The organism is Pseudosulfitobacter pseudonitzschiae (assembly GCF_900129395.1).
Classification (GTDB): Bacteria; Pseudomonadota; Alphaproteobacteria; order Rhodobacterales; family Rhodobacteraceae; genus Pseudosulfitobacter; species Pseudosulfitobacter pseudonitzschiae.
Genome location: NZ_FQVP01000009.1, coordinates 1 through 23,130 on the forward strand (window position 1 = coordinate 1; position 23,130 = coordinate 23,130).

Sequence of the window (23,130 nt, forward strand, 5' to 3'; positions counted from 1 at the left end):
CAAACATGGGCAACGGCGGGATGACCCCCGCCCAGAAACTGAGAATGGCCGCGTAAATTCTACGACCAAGCCCCCGCAAAAACGGGGGGATTACCCATCCAGTTCAACAAGGTTTCAGACAGAAGTTACCAAAAGGTTAATGCTAGTGACCTGCGTCCTTGAGACATCCAAAATCTGGGCGAGTGAATGTATTTGCTTGGGAGAAATTGAAAGGATATTGACGAAACGATCAAATCTATATTTGCAAAATTTTCATCTGACGCATGCGCTCAAGGCATTCGCAACTCGCAAACAGGCCAGTTGCCTCAACCTGCACTGTCTCCTCATCAACGCTGTTAAGGCGGGTATATCGGTCGAGAACACCAGCAATACCGTGAAGCTTCGTACGAAATACGATGTCGACCATTCTTTCAACACTTGCACGTTCGGTCATTTTCACCGGCCGACTTCCTGGTCACGGTCGTGCTGCTCTTTGATTCCCAAGGGAAGGGGAGGCCGCCCTAAGCGTCAGGATTGGCCTAAGTGCAAAGACAGGTACAAATTGTACTAAACCCGTAAATAGGGGGACCCAAGTCCCCAACTGCCCGAGCGCCAAGTCAAACATGTGGCTGCCATATTTTCGCAACACACGATCACTTGGCGACTGGAAAGCCAACCCAAGCCGCGTCAAAGAACGCACGCTCAAGGCTCACAGCTTGTATGAAGGTCTCGGATACCTCGACGCGCGCGGCTTCATCGAGGTTTCCCCAAATTGCATCGAGTTGATGGCGCAAATAGGCCACGACTCCCGCAAAACCCTCGCCGGAATGCAGGGTAATCCATTCCCCCAGCCAGAACGGCAAATCATCTGCACGATCCTCGAACGGTGTGGCCCAATCAAGGTAGATCCACTCGGCGACAACGAGTACAGACAGCATGATCTCATAGCGTTCAGACCGGCGCGCCCGCTCCATAAGCTCCTGAAACGCAACCGTTTCAGGCTCTGGTTTCGCGGTTGGAGACACCTCAAGTGCTTGCATCGAGCGCAGGAAGTAAGTGTTTTCTTGACCGCAAATCAATCCCAAGAATTGCGCCCCCGGCACAGCATCCGCCAAAGTAGGCGCATGCGCCACAGCAGACGCGAGAAGCCTTACAAAGCCTTCGACAAACAAATAATCCTGCTGGAGATAGGCCGCCATCTTATCATTGCTCAGGCTACATTCTGCCAAAGCTTGAGTGAAAGGGTGGTGTGTCGCGGCATGCCAATCGTCTGCAACAAGCGATTGTAGGTGCTGAGTGGCCTTCATGTCAGTCTCCGACGTTGGAAAAATGGATATGGTTGTGTACGCAGCCCATCAACCTACGAGTGGAGGGCCGCTGCGGCGGTGGTCAGATGTTTCAGTGGCGTTTCGTCACCCGCCCAAGGCAAGGAGCTTGATCTCGCCCGGCCAGTTTTCCGCCAGCCGCTCTGCCGCCTTCCAGGCCCGCAGGCCCGATCGGCACGCCAGAACCACGCGTTGATCCGGGTGTGGCCGCGGACCGTCGGGGCCAAAATCGGTGACCACATGACGTAACGCTTGCCGAAGCTCGGGGCCTTGTTCCCCCTCTGCGCGCAGGTCGATCAGAAAGTCTTCTGACGCCACATCACCCAGGGCGATGAACGCAGGATCGGGGCGCGGGTCGGGCGCCGTGTCAAAGCGGAAGCCACCAAACCGAAATGCCCGGGCGTCATAGGTGACCAGTTGGCCCAGTGCTTGCAGGTCGCCCGTCAGAATTGCCAATGCCATTTGCGCCTGAAGACTGCCGATGGCACCGACGGTCGGTCCCAGAACACCATCCGAGTCACATGAGCCAAGTTGGTCCGGCAAATCAGGAAAGACCGCGCGCAAACCGGGTTTCCCACCGCAAAAGCCGCCGACGTACCCGTCCTGGCCAACCACGCTGGCGCTGACAAGGGGTTGGCCCGTTTCAAGGCAGTGGTCGGATGCGATGTAGCTGACGGCGAAACTGTCGGCACAATCTAGGATCAGCGTCATACCGTCACAGAAACGGCCGATGTTGGCCGGATCAACGCACTCTCGGATCGGTTCAATCGTCGTTTCAGCGTTCAATGCTTTCATCGTTTCCGCGATCACGTCGACCTTGGGGCGTCCGATGTCCGCCCGGCGGAACAAAGTCTGGCGGTGCAGGTTGGACAGGCTTATGCCGTCTGCGTCCGCAACACGGATGTGACCGACGCCTGCGCCCACAAGATACTGCATCACCGGGGCAGCAAGGCCTCCGGCCCCAATGCATAACACGGATGACCCGGTAATCTTTTTTTGTGCCCCGTCACCCAAAACTGCAATCTGACGGGCATAGGCGCTCATTTGCAGATCTCCAGCCATTCCCGGATGCGACCTTCCGGATTTTGGTTCAGCGTGATGTCCGTGACCGCCGACACGATATCCGCGCCGGCAGCAAAAGCACCCTCCGCCCGCGACACGTTCATTCCCCCAATCGCGACAAGGGGGATGTCGCCGAGCTGCTCTTTCCAGTGCGTCAGTTTCTCGATACCCTGCGCGTGCCATTCCATTTTTTTCAGGATTGTCGGATAGATAGGTCCTAGGGCGATATAATCCGGCTTCAGGGCCAATGCACGCCTCAGTTCCGCCTTGTCATGGGTCGAGACCCCTAACCCAAGGCCCTTTTCTCGGATCGCATTCACATCCGCCTCGTCAAGGTCCTCCTGCCCCAGGTGAACCCAGGCGCAGTCCAGCTCGATCGCCAATTGCCAGTGGTCGTTGACAACCAACACCGCATCGTGGGCGTGACACAAATCCCGTGCTTCGGCCAGTTGGGCACGTAGTATGTCTTGTGGCTGATCCTTGATCCGCAACTGCACCAGCTTCACACCCAGTGGCAGCATGCGCCGCAGCCACGCCACATCGTCAAAGATCGGATAAAAGCGTGGCAGGATCATAGTATGGCCTTTCCAAGAACGGGTGTCGAAGGAACCGCCATATCACGCGCGTCCATCGGATCGGCTTGCGCGGCAAGCGCGCCGGCCTCAACGGCAAGGGCAAAGGCTTTGGCCATTGCTACCGGATCACCCGCCTTTGCAACTGCGGTGTTGAGCAGAACCGCATCATAACCCAGTTCCATGGCTTGCGCTACATGGGACGGAAGGCCAAGTCCGGCATCGACGACCAAAGGAACGTCGGGGAAGTGGGCACGCAAGCTGCGCAAACCGTAAATGTTGTTCAGGCCCATCCCCGTGCCAATGGGGGCGCCCCAGGGCATGAGGACTTTGCACCCCACCTCTATCAGCCTCTCGCACAGAACCAGGTCCTCGGTGCAATAGGGAAAGACGTCAAACCCGTCTTCGATCAGCTGTGCGGCTGCATCGACAAGACCAAAGGGGTCAGGCTGCAAGGTATCGGAATGCCCGATGACCTCCAGCTTGATCCAGTTGGTGTCGAAAAGTTCGCGCGCCATTTGCGCGGTGGTTACCGCCTCGCGGACCGAGTGGCAGCCGGCGGTGTTGGGCAGGACAGCAACACCCAGGTCCTGTATCAGTCTCCAGAAATCCTGCCCGGCCTGTTCGCCCCCCGCCTCTCGGCGGACGGATACTGTTGCGATCCCTGCCGCAGAGGCGCGAAAGGCTTCGGCCAGGACGCTTGGGGAGGGGTATTGCGCGGTCCCCAACATCAGCCGGGACGCCACCTCGGTGCCATAGAAGTCGGGCATTCTATCCTCCTTGCCGGGGCGCGACGATCTCGACCCGGTCCCCGTCTTTCAGGCATTGTTCTGCGCGTCGCGTATTCGGGACAAATGTCTCATTGAGAGAGGTGGCAACCTTGGCGTCCCCCTTCCCAAGTTTTACCAACAACGCTTCCAGTGTCGGTGTCTCGGTTTCAATCGGTTCACCGTTCACGATGATCTTCATACCAAACCTCCGGTATCTTGCCGTCCAGCAATAGATCCGCGGTCATCTGCGCCAATGCAGGTGCCAGCAGAAATCCATGCCGAAACAGGCCGTTGACATAAATGCGGTCGCCAATCCGTCGTATACGCGGTTGGTTGTCGGGAAAGGCAGGTCGCGCATCTACGCCGACCTCCAACAATTCCGCCTCGCCAAACGCAGGGTGCAGTGCATAGGCCGCATTCATCAGTTCCATGACCGACCGGAGCCTCGCGGGCCCGCGTTCGCTGGTTTCAAGCTGGGTGGCCCCCAGCATGAAAAGACCGTCACCGCGCGGTACGATATAGAGAGGGAACCGGGGATGGAGCAGTCGGACGGGGCGCGAAAGTGTAACGTCAGGGCAGCGCACGATGAGCATCTCACCCTTCACACCCCGCAGATCGGTGAGTGCGTCACGCGCTGCGAGGCCTCGGCAATCAATCAACTGACCGGCAACGTCTCCACCAAAGCGCACGCCCCTTTGACCCAGTCGCTCATACAATCCCGCGAGAGTTGAGCGAGGATCAAGATGCCCTTCCTCTGCCAGGAACAGCGCCCTGGAATGTCTTTCCGCAAGATGCGGCTCATATGCCTCTATCTGTGTTTTGGAGAGGGCCTGCGCGCTTGGTGCACGTCGCGCGAAGGTTGCAAGATCACCTTGATCGCGGGCCAAAGCGACCACAATTGTACCTTCGTGGTGGACGGTGCCACCATGACTTTTCCACCATGCTGCAGCTTTACGGCCCTGGCGCACGACTTCGGGATCGGCAAGCACGCCTTCGCAATCGGGTGCCAGCATACCCCCAGCCCACCAGGAACAGGCATGATCTCCCGGCGCACCATTGGGATCAATCACCGTGACCGGCGCGCCCCGCGATGACATCTCGGCTGCAATTGCCAGACCGCACACGCCACCCCCGATTATCGTGTAGGGATTGCTCATGCAGGCGTGTGAATGTGGCGCACGGGACCGCCGTCTTGGCCGAGAAGTCTCGATTCTGTTTGGAGGGCCGCTTGATGCCACCATCCAAGAGCGTGCCCAACCGTGTTGGCCTGCGCCAGTCGCCGAGTAAGATATGTCGCTATGACAGAGGAAAACGAACTTACTTTGCCATAGGTATTGCGCGTGTTCACGCCCGCTGCTGAGAAGGCGAGCATGCCATTCGCAAGAACTAGATAGTTTGTGCGGATGTATCCATTGGCACGTCCGCCTGTGTCAAGAACTGCCAGTGTCGGCGATTTGGTTACCAAGTCATGCCCCTCGTTTCAGGGGTCAGGATGGCAAAATAGGTACGGCCCAAATGGACGCGAGGTCCACAAGCTGTTCCCTCCGCCGGTCCTAACCGGTTCAGGTTCAATGGGTTCGCAGCGTGTGCATCTCAGCCCGGGAAAGGGCACCCCAACAGTTTGAAAAGAGGATTAGATGGATCGCGCAAATGCGTCAAATGGATATTTGATCGCGATTTAGCGATGTCGAGCGCTTTTCCAGCTTCAAATTCGAACAGACGTAAAAAGGGAGCCGCGTTGCCGCGGTCCCCTGCTCTATCAGTGGAAAATGTTGGACCTATCAAGCAGCCAATGACAATCCGCCGCTTGCGTCTGGCTGCCGATGACCACTCTCGACAAACGGAATGATCGAGAAGGTTTTGCCTCCACGCTGTTCTTCGTTTTGCACCGCGTTCACCCGTAGATCGCCATCAGGCGTATTGATCAGCAGCGACAGATAATCGTTGCCCGTCCGGTTGCTTTTCGCCATCCACGCCGAACCCACACGGATTGGTATGCCGCGCGGAGAGCTGACCTCGATCCGGTAATCCGGGTGAGTTTCTTCGGTCTTGTACCCGTTTGCGATCAGCATGAAGTCGAGATCGAACATCATGTTGGCGATGTAACCCGCGAAGGCGTTGTCGGCATCCATTGTTGTCAATTCACCCGAGATTGAACCCGATCTCATGATCCCGTTCGAGACCAGAGGAATGATCTCAAATCCGCCACTCTTGGCCTTACTTGCTTCCTGAGTCTGTACAGCGTTGACACGGAACGCGCCGAGGCCGACATCAATCTGCATCGAAATATAGGGATTGCCGGATGCGTTGCCTATCTCGCTCCAAGCTGTGCCGATGCGTACCTTGCGGCCTGAAGTGTTGACTGCCGTGACATCAAAGTCCGGGCTGCGGTCCGACATTTTCGTGCGAGTTTCGAGATGGATCGCGATATCGAACTTCGTGCTGTGAATCGTTCCGGAAAACACGGCTGCTGCGGTATCGGTGTTTTTTGTGAGAATTCCTGCAAACATGGCTCATTTCCTTTGTGAGGTTGCCGGTGCCCGGCCTCTTGCCAGCGCACACGGGATTGGTTTTTTGACCCCTCTTGAGATCACAAAACAAAAAGCCTTCTTTTCACTTTCCGCCTGCCCATCAACCCGTCACGACGCTCGGATCGATGGAAGGACGGCCCGTTTCCGCCCTGCCTTCCTTCGCTGCGGTTTCACCTTGCGCCGCATCGGAAATGAAAAAATCCAACTCCGGCCCGTTCAAGCGTTGGCCGCTCCGGTCGGTCAGCCCGATGGTGCTGCCGTTCGGAAGAAATGTAATGAAGTATTGGCCCAATCGATCCTAATGGACGAGATAGCCTTCGTTCGATCAATCGACGGACAGTCCGGCGTCAACAGCCATCTTGATTCCAAAAATGTTCATTTGGCTCGCCCATGTCTTTGTTGATGGCGTGGATGCCCCTCCCAACGGCATCGCAATGTCCCATTGTGGTGAGTGTTAAAGCCCTCACTACAGCGTGCAAAAAGGCATCGAGTGAGGGCATGTGGCGGGTCACTCGGAGCGAAGAGAACGCAACCACACTGCGAATTTTTCTTCATTCACCTGATCTGACGCCAAGTCTTCCATCATTTGGACGCCAACGACGGGATCAGGGCGGATGGCAATCCCGTTGAGCCGCAGGAATGTGAATGCGGCCACGAAAGCGGTGCGCTTGTTACCATCTACAAAAGCATGGGCTTTGGCGATACCGAATGCATAAGCTGCGGCGAGCGAATAAGCATCGGGATCGGCATAGACCGCCTGATTTAGCGGGCGCGCACAGGCGGCATCCAAAAGTGCAGGATCACGGGTACCGGGCGCACCACCGTGCCGGGCAATCTGGCGGTCATGGATGACATGTAAGGCGGGTAAAGGCACCCAGACCCATGCGGTCATGCAAGCGCCTGAAGCAGGTCGCGGTTTTCATCCATAACGACCTCGGCTGCGGCAAGTGCTGCCTGAAGTTCGGGGTTTTCCGTCATCAGTTTCAGCCCGCCGTCGTCAGTGCGCACCGCATAGAGCGTGTCGCCCTCCTTGGCATCAAGCAGGGCAAGCATTTCGGCGTTGAGCGTCATAACAGCAGAATTGCCAACTTTACGGATTTTGGCTTCGATCATTTCATCCTCCTTGGCATATACGTATGTATATACGAATACGTCGCATTGAATCAAGCCTCGGAAGCTTTGCAGGTCCCCTGCTCGGCGAAGAACTCCGCGAGCACTGGGCTGGCCGCATCCTTCGCGGAGCTGAGCAGCTTCGAACCCGCAAGCGAGGCTTTCGAAAGCCGCACGAGACCGCCCGTCTCCTCGATACGGTAGCAACGGCGTTTCTGCCGGCCCCGCCTGTAGTGCGTCGCGGTGACGATCTGGCAGGTGCTGCCATCACTCAAGGTTACGGGCGCGGCAAGCTTGAACTTGTCGCCTTCCTCGTAGTCCGGGATTGCAGCCCAGTCTCGGCAGCGTTGCCGCCAGTCCTGGGCATAGCTGTCCGGGTCTTTCAGGTCGGAGAGAAGCTCGATCAGCGCAAGGGGCGCGCGGGACACGTTTGGGCCAGCGCTTTCCTCCATGTCCTTGTAGCCCCAACAGCCATTGTCGTAGGCGGTGAGGAACACAGCTGCGAAGGTGATCGAGCCGCCAGGATCAGTGACATAAGTCACGTCCTCGACCGGGGTGCCGTCGAGATTGGTGACCTTTGCCGCCGCGTACCAAGTCGAACCGACCTTGCAGGCTTTGACCAGTTCGGTATTGCGCGTGTCGCCATGAGAGGTGCAGAGCCGGGTGATCTCCGCTTTCTCATCCGCATAGGTCTGGACGCGGCGATCGGTATAAAAGAGCCAACCCATCACGCCGCCCTCCGGTCATCGATTTCCATCAGCGCATCGAGCGGCACGCGGTAGGGCTGCATCGCGTCGAAATCCTCGCAATTGCCGCAGTTCTGCACGATCGCGAAGGTGTCGCAGGCATCCTTGAGGATGGCCCGGAAGGTGCCGCCAAGCCCTGAGTGCACCTCGTAGGTTCCGCCGATGAGATAGTCCGAGGCCCGGTGCACGAAGACGCGGATGCTGTGACCATCGGTGGCGAGCCGGATGGCCCCCCGTCCCCGGTCGATGAGGACCTGCACATCATCGAGGATATCGGTGTAGAACTGACCGGTCAGATCGCGAAACGCCATGCGGCGCTGCGCCATCCAGTCGGTGTCGCGAAACGGGTTCATGCCGTCGGCAAAGGCGAAGGAAGGATCGGCTTGCTCGGTGGTGACGATACGGGTGGTCGTGCCGTCGATGCCGTTCGAGCGCAGATGGACGCCATTGCCGACGATCAGGATCAGGGCGGGCCCGTTCCAGTTGGGCAGGAAGGTCTTGCAGGCGCGCGCATGGGCGATCTGCGCCGCAACGGCGGAGGCAGAGAACTTGAGAATAGCCATAGGGATGTCTTTCCGTTGGGTATGGGAGGGGCGACCCGCGCGGGCGGCATGGCTCGCGCGGATCGCGTGAAGGCTCAGGCCGCTTTCGCGACCTCGCCGTCAGGTTCCGGGGTCTTTGCAATGGGTGCTGCCTCATCACAGGCAACACCGGCGGTCTGCATCATCGGCGGGCACCAGGCGGCCACGGCGGCGCGCTGCGCGTCCGTGAGCGTGGCGAAAGGCTCGGCGAAGAGCTTGTCGCAGAAGGCGACGATCTCCTTCTTGCTCGAAGAGGCCAGCGTCACCGTTTCCTGAGCGAGACCCAGATCCTCGCCGAGGATCTTCAGGAGCCAAGCCTTCTTGAAACGATTGAACAGCGCCGCGTTCGGCCTCCAATGAGCGCGAATGTCGGGCATGATCTCGATCTCGAACTCATAGATCAGGCTGTCACGCTGCCGGTCCCGGGCAAAACAGGACTGCGTGGTGCTGGCCGTCGCATAGGCGACGAGTTTGGCCTTCTCTCCCACATCGAGCGCGCGAAACGCCGTGAACTGATCGGCGGGCGCACGGGTGTCATCGAGCCACGAGAGGTCAAGCGCATCATGCGCCACCGCCGCCTGCTCAAGCGAGGTGCCGTCGATCTCGTCCATCTTGGCGTGGCTGCGATATTCCTTGCGAGCGTCGAGCTTGATCGCCTGCGTGACGCTCATGCCGCTGCCAAGGACGTCGCTCACCAGCTTGAAGAGGGTCAGATCGAGCGTGGCCTCCGGATGCAGCGCCATCGCGGCCCCGAGCGCCATGGCCCGCTCGGTCTTGAGGTCCTCGGCCAGAGAGGCCGGGTAGGTGATTTCTCCGGCATCGGGGGCCTCCTCCCCTGTCTGGTTGCTCGAGGAGCCGCGCGCGCCCTCCTCATTCACGGTGTCCTCCGGGCGGACGAGGCCAACATGGAGCGTCACCTGCCCGCCCTGCCACGACGCGATGACACCAGCGCGGGCGAGGTCCTCTGCGCTATACGCCTCCTGCAGGTCGCGGGCTTCCTCTTCCAAGGTGTCCACGCGCTCGTAAAGGGCGTTGTAGACGTCGTCTTCGAGCGCCTCGTCCTCCATCTCGAGCTGCAACCTCTCAAGCTCGGCGGTGATCTCATCCACGCGCTTCTGGGCGGCCTCATCAGGTTCGATCTGGCCGGGATAGACGCGGCCGCAGTCGGCCATGGTCGCGTAATCGTAGCGCACCACCGCATCTGCCCAGGCAAAGCCCAGCCTCATACGGGCCTCCTCAGCGGCGGCACCGAGCTTCTCGAGCAGGATGGTCTCGACCAGCACCGCATCCTCGAGCACGGAATGCTCCTCCAGAAGATCAGCCGCGACAGCGCCGCCGCGTGCCTCATAGTCTTCGCGCACAAAAGCCCCGATATCATCGCTGACCTGCACACCTCGGGACTTGAGCGCCTGTCGGACGGTGTAGGCCTGCAGATATCCGCCGTCTTTCGTGAGCGCCTCATGGACCTCGCGCTGCACCTCCTGGCTCGGGTGCTCGGCAAAGGCCTTCATCGTATCGAGCGTGATCGTCTTGGCCCGGGCCGCGGCGCGGATGTCGGGGTGGATCAGGCCGTAGCGCAACCGGCCTTTGACGGCGGCAATCGTCGTGCCGAAGGTCTTGGCGATCGTCTCGGGCGTCTGGCCGTCGACTTCCATCATCCGGGCGAAGGCCTCGAATTCGTCGATCGCGTTCATCGGCGCCTGGGTGATGTTCTCGGCCAGGGAGAGGGCCGTGGTTACGTCGCAATTCTCCGGCACAAGGCGACAGTCGACTTTCGTTTTGACGGTGAAGCCCTTGGCGGTCTTGTCCGCAACCAACTCGTTCAGTGCCGCGTGGCGACGACCGCCTGCCAGCACCCCGAACTTGCCACCGATCTTTTGGACCAGAAGTGGCTGGATGATGCCCAGTACAGCGATGCTGGCTTTGAGATGTGCGATGTTCTCGGGGGCATATTCCTCGGGCGATCTGCTCCGCACATTGGCAGGATGAGCGACAAGATCGCCGATGGCGACGGAAACAGGTTTGAGAGCTTGTGTCATGAGATATCCTTTTTCTGAGTTCTGCGCCGTCCCACCGGGACAGCATCACCAACCCCCGTGTCCGAGGGCTAAACAGACAAAAGGCCCACTTTCCCTTTGAGGGGTCAGCGGGCCGATCTCGTGTCAAAAGTAGATGGTGCCTTACCAGTCGCGCGCCATCATGATGGTCAACACAAGCATGGTGGTCTGGGGATTGTCGGGTGTCTCCGCCGCATAGCGGAAATCTGAGTCAGCCTCGTAGAGATCGAGTTTCCAGAACACTGTCTCACCGCGGATCGTGACCGACCCAAAGTCATGCCAACCTTCGGGATCGTTCTCTGGCTCGAAGCTGTCGAACTCCCCCGTGGCCTTCACTGCCTCGGCCATGAAATCATCACCCGCCGCCACCAGGGACTGGGTGACATGCATCCGGCCCTGGATTGGTTGATCCGGAGCAATGCCAAGGCAAGCGAACCTGCGAAAAGCGTCGTTCTGCGCACAAATGATTGTGGCGTCTGGTTGGGTCGGTTCGGCGGGCTCGGGATGGCTCATGGGTCTGTCCTTTCAAAATACGTTGAAACCACAAAACCAAAGGCCTTCTTTTTCTTTCAAAGCACCTGCCGAATCCGAACATCCTGCGGACTATGAAGCACCTTCTACGCAGCTTCAGCCCCCTGCCCCGCCTCCGATGCGGCAATGAGATAGTCACAGGCCTTCTGGGCATCGGCTGCATGCTTGAAAATCGCCCGCTTGTCGGAGCGCAGCACGCGGATCCAATTGTCGAGATAGGCCGCGTTCAGCTCCAACGTATGCGCGGAGAAGCCCAGCTTCTGGCCGAGGAATACCGTACAAAGCTCGGCCACAATCTCCTCGCGCGCGTAGGCCGTGTTCCCGAACCGCGCATCACCGTAACTGCGGTTGAGCCGATGGCGGGGTTTTGTCCAGTGACCCAACTCATGCCCCCAGACCGCGTAGAAATTCCGCGGATCTTCGAAAAGCTCAATTGGGGGCATGTAGATCTTGTCAAGCGTCGGGACATAACAGGCCTCCCGTCCTGAAAAGCTGACCGTCGCACCGATGGCCTCAAAGAAGGCCTGCATGTGGGGGATTGGTGCGCGCTCCGGGTAATCCAGCACGTCCGGGGGCGCGGGATGAAAACGCGCATCCAATCCCTCGATCTGATCCGCGTTGAACACGCGGTAGGATTTCATGAAGGGGATGGACTTGGGGTCGTTCGTGTCGGCTTCAGATGCATCTTCGTTGCGGTCACGTTCAGCGGTGCCGTAATAGACAACAACCGACGACTTAGATCCCTTGATGATCTTGGCATCCAGTTCATTGGCTTGTCGCAAGGTCATCCAGTAAGGCGACGTGTATCCAGCCACCATGGTGCGCATGGTCAGCAAGAAATTGTTGATGCCTTGATAAGGCTCGCCGCCGTGCCGTAGTGGCACTGCACTACTCCCAACCTGCCAGGGCTTGCGCCAGGGCAGTACGCCCCGATCGATAATCTCGATAAGTTCATTGGTGATCGACGCCGCAACGTCAAATTTTGGCTTTTTGGACTTGGCCATGAGTGATCTCCGGAATTGGAAGCGCGTGGAAGCCACGCGCGGATTGGAGATTGGTTCGAGGGGTTTCCAACACGGGATGGCCGGGTTTGTTCGGCATTCCGCCGACCCCCTTTGCCCCAAACTCCGGATCCGAAAAAACCCAAAGCCTGCTTTCACTTTTCTGAAGACCAATAACCATAATCCACGGTTGGTACCCGATAGAGACTGCTAAGGCGCGATACCTTTTGAGATGCAGAAATGCCTATGGTTTTGCCGTCCGCGACCTTTGCCCAAGCGTCCATCAATTTTCCCACAAAAGGTAGAACGAATGATCCGAGGCGTCGCCTTGAGGCCCCTGACGAAGAGAACAGATTATGGGCGTTTCAAATCCGGACCCCAGGCGCAGCGTTTGCTCTCCGTCCACGATCAAGACGCAAATCTTCGTTGCGCTGCGACATAATAACCTGACAACGCCAGAGCGGCTCATCCTCGAAAGTGAAGTGGAGCCGTCGTCCGAGGGTGATCTGTAGTTCCTGCCTGATCCGGCACAATATAGTTGGGCCTCATTGCCAGGCACATCTTTGCACGCAATCGATTTTGCCAGCGCTGGCCGGTTCAACCCATCAACCTGGAAGAATAAGAGCCGGGCGATGCGGGGAAGACCACCGATTTGGTACCGTTCAGAAACACCCGTTGATGGGCGTGTGCGTGAATGGCGCGGGCCAGAACCCGACTTTCCACATCGCGGCCCAGCGACACATAGTCATTCGCACTTTGAGCATGGGTGATACGCACGACATCCTGTTCGATGATCGGCCCCTCATCCAGATCGGCGGTCACGTAATGCGAGGTCGCCCCGATCAGCTTCACGCCCCGTTCAAACGCCTGCTTGTAGGGGTTCGCGCCCTTAAAGGACGGCAGGAACGAATGGTGGATGTTGATGATCCGGCCCGACATCTTCTGGCACATGTCATCCGAAAGAATCTGCATGTAGCGCGCCAGAATGACCAGTTCGGCATCGACATCCTCGACCACTTCCATGATCCGCGCCTCGGCGTCGGGCTTGTTCTCGGGCGTCACCTTGATGTGGTGAAAGGGGATGTCGTGGTTGACCACAACCTTTTGATAGTCGGTGTGGTTCGAGATCACCGCAACGATGTCGATGGGCAGCGCCCCGATGCGCCAGCGGTACAGCAAATCGTTCAGACAGTGGCCAAAGCGCGACACCATGATCACCACCTTCATCCTGATGGCTTCATCGTGAAAATCGAACTGCATGTCGAATTTTTCTGCAATCGCGTCAAAAGCATCATACAGCGTCTGCCAGTCTGCGTCGGCTTCGGAGACAAAGCTGACGCGCATGAAAAATCGGTTGGTCTCCATGTCGTCGAATTGCGAACTGTCGATGATATTGCAGCCAAATTCAGCCAGGAACGTCGAGATGGCAGCAACGATCCCGCGGCGGGATTGGCATGTAACAGTAAGACAATATTTCATTCTGCGATCCTGTCGTGTTTTTCGGCCCGCGCAGGGCATGTCATCGGGGTGTCAACGAAACGTGCGGGTGTTCGTGAAGCGTGTCAGTGGTCCGGTGAAATCCTAAGCCGCTTGCCGACCAGCGGCCCCAATCACCGCGTGCCAGAGCGACCCCGCAAACGATCGCCCCACCCAGATCCGCAAACAGCACGGATCAGGGCGGACCAGCAACACGTTCATATGGTGCAGGCTGGTGCGGCTGGCCGTGCCGGGTGAAACCGTGCCGGGATCGATGTTGACCAGCTTTTCCAGCAACCTGCCGATGGCCGCCCCATCCGGCGAGGTGATGTCGAAAGCGGCCCAGCCGTCCGTCTGCTCGGTGACGATGGCGTCCGGAGCCTGGGCTTTGACCTGAGCGGCAAAATCGGTGCAGCCCTTGGCTTTCGCTTCGATCATCCACTGGCGCGGGCCGGTCCAGATCGCGGCAACCTCGGCGCTGGCGACGTATCCACCAGGTCCCGGCAGGTCCAGCCCGAACGGCAATGGCACGGGGGCATCGCGGCGCAGTGCCAGCGATGCCAGCGCCAGATCCGGGCAGTCACCCATGGTGAGGTTGCCATAAGTCACGCTTTGAGGCTGGTCATGGCCAAGCGCGGTCAGAGGGGTAAGGTCAGGCACGAAGACGCTCTCCTTCGGGGTCGACAAAATGGCTGGGCACGATGCGTAACTGGGTTGTCTCGCCGGCCAGCGGGTTGGCGGCGATCACGATTTCGCCCATGCGGTTGTCACCCTGCAGTAGAAATCCCAGCCCGATCGAACTGCCTACGTGGGGCGAATAACATGCAGACGTGATCCAGCCCTGATCGTGCGCCATGTCCTGCGGATCGCCTTGCGCAAACAGATGTGCGCCCGGCGTCACCGTATGCGTTGGCTCGACAGGTTGCAGCCCGACCATGCGCCGGCTGTCCTGTGCCAGCCCGTCGCGGCGGGACATGACCACGCCGATGGAATCCTTTTTCCGGGACACCATCATGCCCAGGCCGCTCATATCGGCGGTGGTTTGCCCGTTCAGCTCCGCCCCGGCGGCGTGGCCCTTTTCGATGCGCAGCACCGAAAGTGCCTCGATCCCGTAGGGTGTCACACCCAGATCCGCGCCCTGCTCGGCCAGCCGTTGCATGACGGCATTGCCGTAGCGGGCAGGCACCGCCAGTTCATAGGCCAGTTCGCCCGAGAAGGAGATGCGGAACAGGCGCGCGCGCAGCCCGTTGCAAATCGTCAGCGTGCTGCACGCCATGAAGGGGAACGCATCGTTGGACAGGTCGAAGTCGTCGACGATGCGTGACAACAAGCTGCGCGCATTGGGGCCAGCGACGGCGATCTGCGCCCATGCGTCGGTTGTGGAAATCAGATGCACGTCCAGTTCGGGCCACAGGCATTGGCGCGCGAATTCCAGGTTACGGTACACCAGCCCCGCATTGCCCGTGGTGGTGGTCACCACGTAGTGATCCTCGGCCAGACGCGCACAGGTACCGTCATCGTAGAGGAACCCATCCTCGCGCAGCATCAGGCCATAGCGGACGCGTCCGACCCTGAGCGTGCCCATCATGTTGGCATAGACACGGTTCAGAAACGTGGTGGCATCCGCACCCTGCACGTCGATCTTGCCCAGTGTTGTGACATCACACAGCCCCACACCAGCACGCACGGCTTTTGCCTCGCGGTCGACGGTCTGACGCCAGTGGGTTTCGCCGGTTTGCGGATAATATTGCGCCCGCATCCATGCACCGACTTCGGTAAAGACGGCACCACGGGTCGCGGCCCAGCTGTGTGTGGGCGTCAGCCTGCGGGGGCGGAAGCTGTCACCGCTGTCCCCGCCGCCAAGCGCGGAAATCGCAACGCCGGTATAGGGAGGCCGGAAAATCGTTGTGCCGGTTTCGGGAATGGACTTTCCGCTCAGTTCGGCCATTACGGCCAGCGCGGTCACGTTGGCGGTCTTGCCCTGATCGGTCGCCATGCCAAGTGTCGTCCAGCGTTTCAGATGCTCGACAGGGCGCATGTTCTCCTGATGTGCCAGCGCGATGTCCTTGACGGTCACGTCGTTCTGGAAATCAACCCAGGCGCGTTTTTTTGAGGGAACGTGCCAGCATGGGGTCAGGGTGTCCGCAGTCGCCTCGGGTGCAGGCAGCTCTGGCAAGCTTGCGGACATGCCGATCTGCGCAAGCGCCGCCACCGCCGCTTTGGCCCCATCCGCCAGAGCAAGGCCCGTCTGGCCCCGCCCCGCAGCGGCACCTGCCACGTGCATCCCCTCCGGCCCACCCGGACCGGGCAGAAAGCTTTGCGTTGCGGCATCCCAGACAGGCCGGCCCCGATGGTGCGAAGCAAGATGCACATTCGGGTTCCAGCCGCCTGACACACCCAGCGCCGCACAGTCCACCCAGGTCGATTGCCCCGCACGGGTGATCTGGATCTGTGTCAGGCCCAGACGCCCTTTTGATCCTGTCACCGTGGCATCCGGGAAGAGCGTATAATCGCCCAGCTTCGGCGCATCGCTGCGGGTATCGATGACCCCCAGAACCGGCACTTCCTGCGCCATCAGGTCCAGCGCGGTGCGGTGGCCGTCGTCGTTGTTGGTGAAGATTGCCACCGGATCAGCAGCATGCGCTTGCGGTGTCACGGCCCAGCGGTTCGCATAGCTGCGCATCGCCCCCGCCAGCATGATACCCGGCCGGTCATTGTCGGCGAAGGGAATGTGGCGTTCAGTGGCTCCTGCTGCCAGAACGGTGCGTTTCGCGGTGATGCGCCACAGGGACTGACGCACCTGCGCCCCCGGCGTTTTCAGATGGTCCGCCACCCGTGCAACAGCGCCGTAAATGCCATGATCATAGGCGCCAAAAACGGTCGTCCGGCGCAGAATGCGCACATTGGGCAGGCTGTCCAATTCGGCCTCGAGCCCGGCAATCCAGTCGACGGCAGGGATGCCACCCAAGGGGTCCCGCTCGGACAAGAGCCTGCCGCCAAGGCGAAAATCCTCGTCCGCCAGAACCACCCGCGCCCCTGCACGACCGGTGGTCAGCGCCGCCGCCAGCCCCGCCGCGCCGCCGCCAATCACCAGCAGATCGCAATGCAGGAACCCACTGTCATAATCGTCGGGGTCAGCCTGCATCGACAGCTGCCCCAAACCGGCCGCCCGCCGGATCACCGGCTCATAAAGCTTTTCCCAAAAGGCGCGCGGCCACATGAATGTCTTGTAATAGAACCCAGCCGCAAAGAAGGGGGACAGCACGTCATTCACCGCAAGCACATCGCAGGACAACGGTCCCACCCGGTTCTGGCTTTTGGCAACCAGCCCCTCATAAAGCTCGGCGACGGTAGCGCGGGTGTTGGGCTCGCGGCGCGCCCCTTCGCGCAACTCAACCATGGCATTGGGCTCCTCCGACCCCGCCGCAAACACCCCCCGTGGTCGGTGATATTTAAAGCTGCGGCCCATCAGCCGGACGCCATTGGCCAGAAGCGCCGATGCAAGCGTATCGCCTGGGTGACCGGAATAGGTCTTGCCGTCGAAGGTAAAGGAAAGCGAGGTGCCGCGGTCGATCAGACCGCCTCTGATACGGGTCATGCCGATGGCTCCTGTGTCACAGTGGGCCGTGCGGCGTCTGTCGCCAGTTCGGCCCCCAAAATTTCATGGGTCAACGTGTTACGTGTCACCACCAGCCACGAACGGTCGCCTTGTTCGTGAAACCAGAGTTCGCGGTGCACACCCGCGGGATTGTCACGCAGGAACACGTAGTCGCAAAAATCGGTCAGGGCTGTCGGGCTGTCGGGGTCCGGGCGCTGCATCAGGCTGGCATCGCCAAGATACACAAATTCTTCGGCGTCGCGCAGGCCCAGCAGGGGATGGGGGATCAACATGTCTTTAACCTCAGTGCAGGTTCGGCTGCGCACCGGTGCCGCGTTCATCAATGACGTGACCGGTTGCGAACCGGTCCAACCGATAGGCCGTGGCCGTTTCATGGGGGCGGTCGGTGGCCAGCAGGTGCGCAAATGCGAAACCGGAGGCAGGGGTTGCCTTGAACCCGCCATAGCACCAGCCCCCGTTCAGATAGAGCCCGTCGATTGCAGTGCGGTCGATGATGGGCGAGCCGTCCATCGACATATCGACAATACCGCCCCAGCTGCGCAACAGCCGTGCGCGCCCGATCATCGGCATCAGGGCCATGCCGCCCTGGGCCACATCCTCGACCACGGGCAGGTTGCCGCGCTGCGCATAAGAGTTATAGCCGTCGACGTCGCCGCCAAAGACCAGCCCGCCCTTGTCGGACTGGCTGATATAGAAATGCCCCGCGCCAAAGGTGATGACGCCGGAAATGACCGGTTTCAGCCCTTCGGAGACAAAGGCCTGAAGCACATGGCTTTCTATCGGCAGGCGCTGACCGGCCATTGCCATCACCCGGCTGGACGATCCGGCCACGGCCACGCCGACCTTGGCGGCACCGATGTAGCCGCGCGTGGTTTCGACACCGCGCACCCGGCCGGCGTCGATGCGGAAACCCGTGACCTCGCAATTCTGGATGATGTCCACGCCGAGCATGTCCGCCCCCCGCGCATAGCCCCAGGCGACACCATCGTGGCGCGCAGTGCCGGCGCGGGGTTGCCACAGGCCGCCCTTGATCGGAAAGCGCGCGTTGTCATAATTCAGAAAGGGCACCTTTTGGCGCAGAGCGTCACGATTCAGCAGGACCGCGTCTGCGCCGGACAGGTGCATCGCGTTGCCACGACGGCGGAACGCATCGCGCTGTGCATCGGTGTGGAACAGGTTGATGATCCCGCGCTGTGACACCATCGCGTTAAAGTTCAGCTCCTGTTCCAGCCCTTCCCAGAGCTTCATCGAAAACTCGTAGAACGGCTGATTGCCGGGCAGCAGGTAATTCGACCGCACAATCGTGGTGTTGCGCCCGACGTTGCCGGACCCAATCCAGCCCTTTTCCAGAACGGCGATCCGTGCCTTTCCAAACGTCTTGGCAAGGTAATAGGCGGTGGCCAGGCCGTGCCCGCCGCCGCCGACGATGACAATGTCATAATCAGGTTGTGGTTGGGGGTTCCGCCACAGCGGTTTCCAACCCTTGTGTCCCGTCAGGGCCTCTTTCACCACGCGCAGGGCGGAAAATTTCATGGATCTACTCCTTGGCTGGCACAATTCTGACAGGAAAGCCGCCTTCAGCTGTTTCTTTTTTGGCCTCTTTTGTGTCAGAAAAGGACATACCCCAATGCAGGAGTGCTCACCTTGGCCTCAGACCCTGAAATCGCGCTGAAAAAGATTGGATTTCTGCTGACGCCGGGATTCGCGCTGATGTCCGTGACATCCGCCATCGAACCTTTGCGGGCGGCAAATCTGCTGAGCGACAGGATACTGTACGAGCTGGCGTTCGTGTCGCTGGCAGGTGGCTGGATGCGCAGTTCGGTGCTGGGCGCGTTCGAGACGCAATCGCTGGATGAGAGCCCGGACAGGTTCGACATTCTGTTTGTTGTCGCAGGCGGTGACCCGCTGCGTTTTGACGATCCGCGCACGCTGTCATGGTTGCGCAGGTTGGATCGCAGGGGCGTGCCCCTTGGCGGTATTTCCGGTGGCGCGGCGGTGCTTTCAAAAGCGGGCGTCATGGGCGACCGACGGTTTACGGTGCACTGGGCCCACCTTGACGCGATGCGCGAGTCCTATCCCGAGGCGCTGATCGAACGTCGCCTGTTCGTGATCGACCGGGACAGGTACACTTGTGCGGGCGGCATGGCACCGCTGGACATGATGCACGGGCTGATCACCTCCGATCACGGTGCCGCGCTGGCGCGGGCTGTCAGTGACTGGTTCATCCACACCGGCGTGCGACAGGCCGAAGCCGCCCAACAGCTCAGCCCCGAACTGCAATACGATTTGCATCATCCGGCGCTGGTGGCCCTGGTCAACCTGGTGAACAGCCACATCGCGGACCCGCTGACGCTTGAGGACCTGGCGATGTTGTGCGGGGTCAGCGTGCGCCACCTGGATCGGCTGTGCAAGGCACACCTGGGCAAAAGCCCCATGCGGTTTTCCAGGGCACTGCGCCTGTCCAAGGCAGCTGAGCTGTTGCGACAGTCCAGCCTTTCCATCGAGGCGGTTGCGGAGGCCACAGGCTTTACCAACCGCAGTCATTTTTCCAGACAGTTTCAGGGGCAGTTCGGCGTGGGCCCGGCGGGATGGCGCGCTGCAAAGCGGTCTCCGATGGTCCGACAATAGTCGCAGATCAATATGCGCTGATGCGGACGGGACCTATCTTTACAGCATTTCCGAAATGTTGGCCGCAACGTCCTGCACCCGCTGGATCAGTTCCGGGGTGATCTGCAACTGGGATTCATGTCCCGACAGGTTCATCGCCCCCACGTAGTGCCCGTGCCGTGACACGAGCGGTGCGGCGATTGAGACAGTGCCCGTCGCCAGATGCGACCGATGCGCCACGTAGCCGCGGGCGCGGTCTTTCAACAGCAGCGGCTTGAGATCCTCAAGCGAAGCAGGCGCGCTCGCACTGATCGGCGCAAACGTGTAATCGGCAAACCGCCGATCCAGTTCGTCCTCGGGCAGATCGCTCAGCAGCAGCCGCCCCATCGTGGTCGAAAAGGCAGGCAACCGCGACCCGATGGGCACGTTCGACACCATCGCGCGGTCGGACAGCGCGCGGTAGACATAGATGATCTCGCAACCCTCCAGAACCGATACATGCACGGTAAACCCCGTCTCGTTGCGCAAAGCGTCCGCAGGCAGGCGTGCAATGTCATAGACGTCCAGCGAAGCCAAATAGCGATAGCCCAGGTCCATCACCCGCGGCGCCAACCGATAACGGTTATCCTTGCGCGTCAGATAGCCCTCACGCTCCAGCGTCACAACAAAACGGTAGGCGGCCGAACTGGTCACCGCGATGGCTTCGGCAATTGCGCTCAGCGTCATCTCGGGGTTGCTGTCGTTAAAACACTCCAGAATACTCAGCCCGCGCAGCAGGGAATTAGAGCGATAGTCGGGGTCCTTTGCCATCTGCTTTTCCCTCAGCTTCCCATGCGACCGTCGCTGTTGCGGGCCGCCAACCGTTCGGACACGCGACCCATCGCAGCTGCATAGTCGGCAAGGATCGCCTCCTCTTGCGTGTGGTGTCCGCCCTGAACCACGTGCCGCCCCCGCACGACGACATCACCTGCGTGAAACCCCCGCCCTGCGAACATGTGGAAATCCAGCGCCGCTGTATCGGCCACCGGCCCCATTGCAGCGGGTTCGGGGCTGGTCAGGGTGACAAAGCTGGCCATGCCGCCCACCGCGATCCCCTGTTCGGGGCGGCCTGCCGCGCGCGCACCACCCTGCGCCGCGCGGGACCACAGGTTTGCCGCAACATGAGGCTGGACCGCACCTGCCAGCACGTTGCGCTGCATATCGCGCAAACGCTGGCTGTATTCCAGTTGCTGTAACTCTTGTGCGGCGAAGGTGGCGATGTTGGAGTCCGACCCGATCCCGAATACCCCGCCTTGGGCCAGATAGTCCGTTGCACGGAATATACCGTCGCCCAGGTTGGCCTCGGTCATCGGGCACAGACCCACGGTCGCCCCCGAATTCGCAATCCGCTTCACCTCGTCATCGCTCAAATGTGTAGCGTGGATCAGGCACCAGCGGTTGTCCACCGGCGCCATGTCGAACAGCTGTTCGACCGGACGCCGCCCATTATAGGCCAGTGCGTCCTCGACCTCTTTCATCTGCTCGGCCACGTGGATGTGGACCGGACATCCCGGCAGCAGATCGTCGCGCAGCGCCATCAGCCGCGCAACCTCGTCGGGTGTTGCGGCACGCAACGAATGAGGTGCAATCCCCAGAGTATGCCCCGCCTGCGCCGCCGGCGTCTTCAACGCGTCAAGCATCGCAGCATAACCGTCGATGTCCTGAATGAACCGCCGCTGCCCGTCTGTGGGGGGCAAGCCGCCAAAGTTGGAATGCGCGTAGAAAACCGGCAGGTGCGTCAGGTCCAGCCCCGTCGCCTCTGCCGCCTCGAAAATCGCCAGCGACAGTTCTTCGCGGCGCGCATAGGGTGTGCCGTCAAGATCGTTGTGCAGGTAGTGAAATTCAACGATTCCGGTATATCCGCCCTTGAGCAGGGACAGGTACAACCGCGCCGCAATTGCCTGCACGTCTTCGGGCGACAGGGTCAACGCAAAAAAGTACATGATGTCGCGCCATGACCAGAAGCTGTCGACCGGATTGCGCCGCACCTCGGATAGGCCCGCCATGGCGTATTGAAAGGCGTGGCTGTGCAGATCGGTGATCCCCGGCACCACGGGTGCCTCGAACACCGGCAAGCCGTTCGGGTTGCCGTCTGCGACCAGCTCTGAAATCGTGCCATCCGCCGCAAACCGCGCCGACAAGTTGCGCCGCCAGCCTTCCGGTGTCAGGGCAAGGCGAAAATGCGCGCCGGTCATCTGCGTGTTGCTCATGCCTGCACCTCTTGGGGTTGGAACGCGACCATCGCGTTCACCAGCGCTGCCAAGGCCTCTTTCAACCGCTCCGCCTTTTCGGGCAGATAGGTCCAGGGGCTGCGTTCCAGCATATAGCAATCCTGCGCGATCTCGATTTGCAGGGCGTGCACGCCCTGGGCGGGGGCACCGTAATGCCGTGTGATATAGCCCCCCTTGAACCGGCCGTTGCGGACCGCGCTGAACTCCGTCTTCTGCAAAGCGGCAAAGGCCGCATCCGAAAGTACGTCAGCACAGGAGGCCCCCGAGTTGGTCCCAAGGTTCAAATCCGGCAACCGTCCCTCGAACAGACGGGGCACGTGACTGCGGATCGAGTGGAGATCCAGCAACAAACAGTACCCATGCGACGCGCGAATCCGTGCGATCTCGGCGCTCAGGGCGGCGTGATAGGGGCGCCAATAGGACGTAACTCGTGCCGTACGCATCTGTACATCCGGCTCCAGCCCCGCGCGGTACAGCGGTTTCCCATCGAAATCTATGGTCGAGATCAGCCCCGTCGTGGCCGTCTGGTACAAGGGCATATCGTCGTCGGGGCGGTTCAGGTCGACAGCATAGCGCGACACCTTTGCCGCCAAAAGGCTGCCCCCTTGTGGCAGCACGTCCCGCGCTATGCGATTCATGTGCCAGTCCGTATCGCGCAAGTCCAACGCTTCGAGGCGCAGGGATTCGCGCAATCCCCCCGGCAAATCAGTCCCCGCATGTGGGACGTTCAAAAGCACCGGGCCATTGCCGCAAATCTGGCTGAACAGGGGGTTTGTACTGGATTTGGGCACGGGCAATCCTTTCATATTTGAAAATCTTTATTGACATGCAAAAACCATTCGTCAAGTTGGTTCGCATCTACACCCTGTCACCGGCGGGCCTTGGGCCACGCG

At 60.2% G+C, this 23,130-nt stretch carries 26 protein-coding genes and 1 riboswitch; of the genes, 2 read left to right on the forward strand and 24 right to left on the reverse strand.

Features of this window, described 5'->3' with window-relative positions:
- Positions 1-235: 235 nt before the first annotated feature.
- The 9 genes from BUC08_RS24410 to BUC08_RS20015 all read right to left on the reverse strand — a co-directional run bounded on the left by BUC08_RS24410 (position 236) and on the right by BUC08_RS20015 (position 6,218).
- Positions 236-439 carry a hypothetical protein gene (locus BUC08_RS24410; protein ID WP_143186797.1) on the reverse strand — a complete coding sequence of 68 codons (204 nt, stop codon included), beginning with the start codon at positions 437-439 and terminating at the stop codon, positions 236-238.
- Between the two features lie 193 nt (positions 440-632).
- The gene (locus BUC08_RS19980) at positions 633-1,286 is read right to left on the reverse strand and encodes a TenA family protein (protein WP_037930382.1); all 654 of its coding nucleotides are present in this window, start codon (positions 1,284-1,286) and stop codon (positions 633-635) included.
- A gap of 105 nt (positions 1,287-1,391) precedes the next feature.
- A complete protein-coding gene (locus BUC08_RS19985) occupies positions 1,392-2,348 on the reverse strand; it encodes a HesA/MoeB/ThiF family protein (protein ID WP_037930379.1) in 957 nt (318 codons plus the stop codon).
- The gene (locus BUC08_RS19990; protein ID WP_037930367.1) at positions 2,345-2,941 is read right to left on the reverse strand and encodes a thiamine phosphate synthase; all 597 of its coding nucleotides are present in this window, start codon (positions 2,939-2,941) and stop codon (positions 2,345-2,347) included. The genes BUC08_RS19985 and BUC08_RS19990 overlap by 4 nt, the downstream gene beginning before the upstream one ends.
- Positions 2,938-3,708, reverse strand: a complete 771-nt coding sequence (locus BUC08_RS19995; protein ID WP_037930361.1) for a thiazole synthase — start codon at positions 3,706-3,708, stop codon at positions 2,938-2,940. Before BUC08_RS19995 ends, BUC08_RS19990 begins: the two co-directional genes overlap by 4 nt.
- 1 nt (position 3,709) lies before the next feature.
- Positions 3,710-3,907 carry a sulfur carrier protein ThiS gene (gene thiS / locus BUC08_RS20000; protein ID WP_037930358.1) on the reverse strand — a complete coding sequence of 66 codons (198 nt, stop codon included), beginning with the start codon at positions 3,905-3,907 and terminating at the stop codon, positions 3,710-3,712.
- Positions 3,885-4,865 (reverse strand): FAD-dependent oxidoreductase, encoded by a 981-nt coding sequence (locus tag BUC08_RS20005; protein WP_037930355.1) that lies wholly within the window; start codon positions 4,863-4,865, stop codon positions 3,885-3,887. Before BUC08_RS20005 ends, thiS begins: the two co-directional genes overlap by 23 nt.
- Positions 4,862-5,173, reverse strand: coding sequence for a bifunctional hydroxymethylpyrimidine kinase/phosphomethylpyrimidine kinase (locus BUC08_RS25230; RefSeq protein WP_073194417.1), 312 nt, complete (start codon positions 5,171-5,173; stop codon positions 4,862-4,864). Before BUC08_RS25230 ends, BUC08_RS20005 begins: the two co-directional genes overlap by 4 nt.
- Before the next feature lie 57 nt (positions 5,174-5,230).
- Positions 5,231-5,334, reverse strand: a riboswitch (TPP riboswitch).
- A 155-nt stretch (positions 5,335-5,489) separates the two neighbouring features.
- On the reverse strand, positions 5,490-6,218 hold the full coding sequence (locus BUC08_RS20015) for a DUF736 family protein (protein WP_037930353.1): 729 nt from the start codon (positions 6,216-6,218) through the stop codon (positions 5,490-5,492).
- On the opposite strand from BUC08_RS20015, the gene BUC08_RS25235 reads away from it, so the two are divergent.
- Complete coding sequence (locus BUC08_RS25235) at positions 6,217-6,642, forward strand: hypothetical protein (protein ID WP_156024897.1); 426 nt, start codon at positions 6,217-6,219, stop codon at positions 6,640-6,642. The genes BUC08_RS20015 and BUC08_RS25235 overlap by 2 nt on opposite strands.
- Positions 6,643-6,747: 105 nt before the next feature.
- Here BUC08_RS25235 and BUC08_RS20025 read toward each other — a convergent pair whose 3' ends face one another.
- From BUC08_RS20025 to BUC08_RS20080, 12 genes are all read right to left on the reverse strand, one after another.
- A complete protein-coding gene (locus BUC08_RS20025) occupies positions 6,748-7,131 on the reverse strand; it encodes a type II toxin-antitoxin system death-on-curing family toxin (RefSeq protein WP_037930351.1) in 384 nt (127 codons plus the stop codon).
- Positions 7,128-7,352, reverse strand: coding sequence for an AbrB/MazE/SpoVT family DNA-binding domain-containing protein (locus tag BUC08_RS20030; RefSeq protein WP_037930348.1), 225 nt, complete (start codon positions 7,350-7,352; stop codon positions 7,128-7,130). Before BUC08_RS20030 ends, BUC08_RS20025 begins: the two co-directional genes overlap by 4 nt.
- A 50-nt stretch (positions 7,353-7,402) precedes the next feature.
- Complete coding sequence (locus BUC08_RS20035; protein ID WP_037930344.1) at positions 7,403-8,077, reverse strand: DUF6927 domain-containing protein; 675 nt, start codon at positions 8,075-8,077, stop codon at positions 7,403-7,405.
- Positions 8,077-8,658 (reverse strand): hypothetical protein, encoded by a 582-nt coding sequence (locus BUC08_RS20040; protein ID WP_037930341.1) that lies wholly within the window; start codon positions 8,656-8,658, stop codon positions 8,077-8,079. Before BUC08_RS20040 ends, BUC08_RS20035 begins: the two co-directional genes overlap by 1 nt.
- Positions 8,659-8,732: 74 nt before the next feature.
- Positions 8,733-10,715, reverse strand: coding sequence for a ParB/RepB/Spo0J family partition protein (locus tag BUC08_RS20045; protein ID WP_037930338.1), 1,983 nt, complete (start codon positions 10,713-10,715; stop codon positions 8,733-8,735).
- Between the two features lie 141 nt (positions 10,716-10,856).
- Entirely contained in the window at positions 10,857-11,246 is a 390-nt protein-coding gene (locus tag BUC08_RS20050) for a DUF3768 domain-containing protein (protein WP_037930334.1), read from the reverse strand.
- 104 nt (positions 11,247-11,350) lie between these two features.
- Positions 11,351-12,268: an ArdC family protein gene (locus BUC08_RS20055; RefSeq protein WP_037930331.1), complete on the reverse strand. Its 918-nt coding sequence runs from the start codon at positions 12,266-12,268 to the stop codon at positions 11,351-11,353.
- Positions 12,269-12,862: 594 nt separating this feature from the next.
- Positions 12,863-13,744, reverse strand: coding sequence for a formyltetrahydrofolate deformylase (gene purU, locus BUC08_RS20060; RefSeq protein WP_037930327.1), 882 nt, complete (start codon positions 13,742-13,744; stop codon positions 12,863-12,865).
- Between the two features lie 102 nt (positions 13,745-13,846).
- A complete protein-coding gene (locus BUC08_RS20065) occupies positions 13,847-14,401 on the reverse strand; it encodes a sarcosine oxidase subunit gamma (RefSeq protein WP_037930325.1) in 555 nt (184 codons plus the stop codon).
- A complete protein-coding gene (locus tag BUC08_RS20070) occupies positions 14,394-17,339 on the reverse strand; it encodes a sarcosine oxidase subunit alpha family protein (RefSeq protein ID WP_037930323.1) in 2,946 nt (981 codons plus the stop codon). Before BUC08_RS20070 ends, BUC08_RS20065 begins: the two co-directional genes overlap by 8 nt.
- Complete coding sequence (locus BUC08_RS20075; protein WP_028957964.1) at positions 17,336-17,632, reverse strand: sarcosine oxidase subunit delta; 297 nt, start codon at positions 17,630-17,632, stop codon at positions 17,336-17,338. The genes BUC08_RS20070 and BUC08_RS20075 overlap by 4 nt, the downstream gene beginning before the upstream one ends.
- Before the next feature lie 10 nt (positions 17,633-17,642).
- Positions 17,643-18,893 (reverse strand): sarcosine oxidase subunit beta family protein, encoded by a 1,251-nt coding sequence (locus BUC08_RS20080; RefSeq protein ID WP_037930320.1) that lies wholly within the window; start codon positions 18,891-18,893, stop codon positions 17,643-17,645.
- A 111-nt stretch (positions 18,894-19,004) separates the two neighbouring features.
- Between BUC08_RS20080 and BUC08_RS20085 the strand changes: the two genes are divergently transcribed.
- Positions 19,005-19,988, forward strand: a complete 984-nt coding sequence (locus BUC08_RS20085; protein ID WP_037930317.1) for a GlxA family transcriptional regulator — start codon at positions 19,005-19,007, stop codon at positions 19,986-19,988.
- Between the two features lie 39 nt (positions 19,989-20,027).
- Here BUC08_RS20085 and BUC08_RS20090 read toward each other — a convergent pair whose 3' ends face one another.
- The 3 genes from BUC08_RS20090 to hutG are packed head-to-tail and all read right to left on the reverse strand — an operon-like array spanning position 20,028 to position 23,028.
- Entirely contained in the window at positions 20,028-20,777 is a 750-nt protein-coding gene (locus BUC08_RS20090; RefSeq protein WP_037930314.1) for an IclR family transcriptional regulator, read from the reverse strand.
- A gap of 11 nt (positions 20,778-20,788) precedes the next feature.
- Positions 20,789-22,216 carry a formimidoylglutamate deiminase gene (locus tag BUC08_RS20095; RefSeq protein WP_224556820.1) on the reverse strand — a complete coding sequence of 476 codons (1,428 nt, stop codon included), beginning with the start codon at positions 22,214-22,216 and terminating at the stop codon, positions 20,789-20,791.
- A complete protein-coding gene (gene hutG / locus BUC08_RS20100) occupies positions 22,213-23,028 on the reverse strand; it encodes an N-formylglutamate deformylase (protein ID WP_229940640.1) in 816 nt (271 codons plus the stop codon). Before hutG ends, BUC08_RS20095 begins: the two co-directional genes overlap by 4 nt.
- Between the last annotated feature and the right edge of the window lie 102 nt (positions 23,029-23,130).

Excerpts from the sequence above, each read along its gene's own strand:
- BUC08_RS19980 (WP_037930382.1), bottom strand. The coding sequence starts at position 1,286 with ATGAAGGCCACTCAGCACCTACAATCGCTTGTTGCAGACGATTGGCAT.
- BUC08_RS19985 (WP_037930379.1), bottom strand. The coding sequence starts at position 2,348 with ATGAGCGCCTATGCCCGTCAGATTGCAGTTTTGGGTGACGGGGCACAA.
- BUC08_RS19990 (WP_037930367.1), bottom strand. The coding sequence starts at position 2,941 with ATGATCCTGCCACGCTTTTATCCGATCTTTGACGATGTGGCGTGGCTG.
- BUC08_RS19995 (WP_037930361.1), bottom strand. The coding sequence starts at position 3,708 with ATGCCCGACTTCTATGGCACCGAGGTGGCGTCCCGGCTGATGTTGGGG.
- thiS (WP_037930358.1), bottom strand. The coding sequence starts at position 3,907 with ATGAAGATCATCGTGAACGGTGAACCGATTGAAACCGAGACACCGACA.
- BUC08_RS20005 (WP_037930355.1), bottom strand. The coding sequence starts at position 4,865 with ATGAGCAATCCCTACACGATAATCGGGGGTGGCGTGTGCGGTCTGGCA.
- BUC08_RS25235 (WP_156024897.1), top strand. The coding sequence starts at position 6,217 with ATGGCTCATTTCCTTTGTGAGGTTGCCGGTGCCCGGCCTCTTGCCAGC.
- BUC08_RS20015 (WP_037930353.1), bottom strand. The coding sequence starts at position 6,218 with ATGTTTGCAGGAATTCTCACAAAAAACACCGATACCGCAGCAGCCGTG.
- BUC08_RS20025 (WP_037930351.1), bottom strand. The coding sequence starts at position 7,131 with ATGACCGCATGGGTCTGGGTGCCTTTACCCGCCTTACATGTCATCCAT.
- BUC08_RS20030 (WP_037930348.1), bottom strand. The coding sequence starts at position 7,352 with ATGATCGAAGCCAAAATCCGTAAAGTTGGCAATTCTGCTGTTATGACG.
- BUC08_RS20035 (WP_037930344.1), bottom strand. The coding sequence starts at position 8,077 with ATGGGTTGGCTCTTTTATACCGATCGCCGCGTCCAGACCTATGCGGAT.
- BUC08_RS20040 (WP_037930341.1), bottom strand. The coding sequence starts at position 8,658 with ATGGCTATTCTCAAGTTCTCTGCCTCCGCCGTTGCGGCGCAGATCGCC.
- BUC08_RS20045 (WP_037930338.1), bottom strand. The coding sequence starts at position 10,715 with ATGACACAAGCTCTCAAACCTGTTTCCGTCGCCATCGGCGATCTTGTC.
- BUC08_RS20050 (WP_037930334.1), bottom strand. The coding sequence starts at position 11,246 with ATGAGCCATCCCGAGCCCGCCGAACCGACCCAACCAGACGCCACAATC.
- BUC08_RS20055 (WP_037930331.1), bottom strand. The coding sequence starts at position 12,268 with ATGGCCAAGTCCAAAAAGCCAAAATTTGACGTTGCGGCGTCGATCACC.
- purU (WP_037930327.1), bottom strand. The coding sequence starts at position 13,744 with ATGAAATATTGTCTTACTGTTACATGCCAATCCCGCCGCGGGATCGTT.
- BUC08_RS20070 (WP_037930323.1), bottom strand. The coding sequence starts at position 17,339 with ATGACCCGTATCAGAGGCGGTCTGATCGACCGCGGCACCTCGCTTTCC.
- BUC08_RS20075 (WP_028957964.1), bottom strand. The coding sequence starts at position 17,632 with ATGTTGATCCCCCATCCCCTGCTGGGCCTGCGCGACGCCGAAGAATTT.
- BUC08_RS20080 (WP_037930320.1), bottom strand. The coding sequence starts at position 18,893 with ATGAAATTTTCCGCCCTGCGCGTGGTGAAAGAGGCCCTGACGGGACAC.
- BUC08_RS20090 (WP_037930314.1), bottom strand. The coding sequence starts at position 20,777 with ATGGCAAAGGACCCCGACTATCGCTCTAATTCCCTGCTGCGCGGGCTG.
- BUC08_RS20095 (WP_224556820.1), bottom strand. The coding sequence starts at position 22,216 with ATGAGCAACACGCAGATGACCGGCGCGCATTTTCGCCTTGCCCTGACA.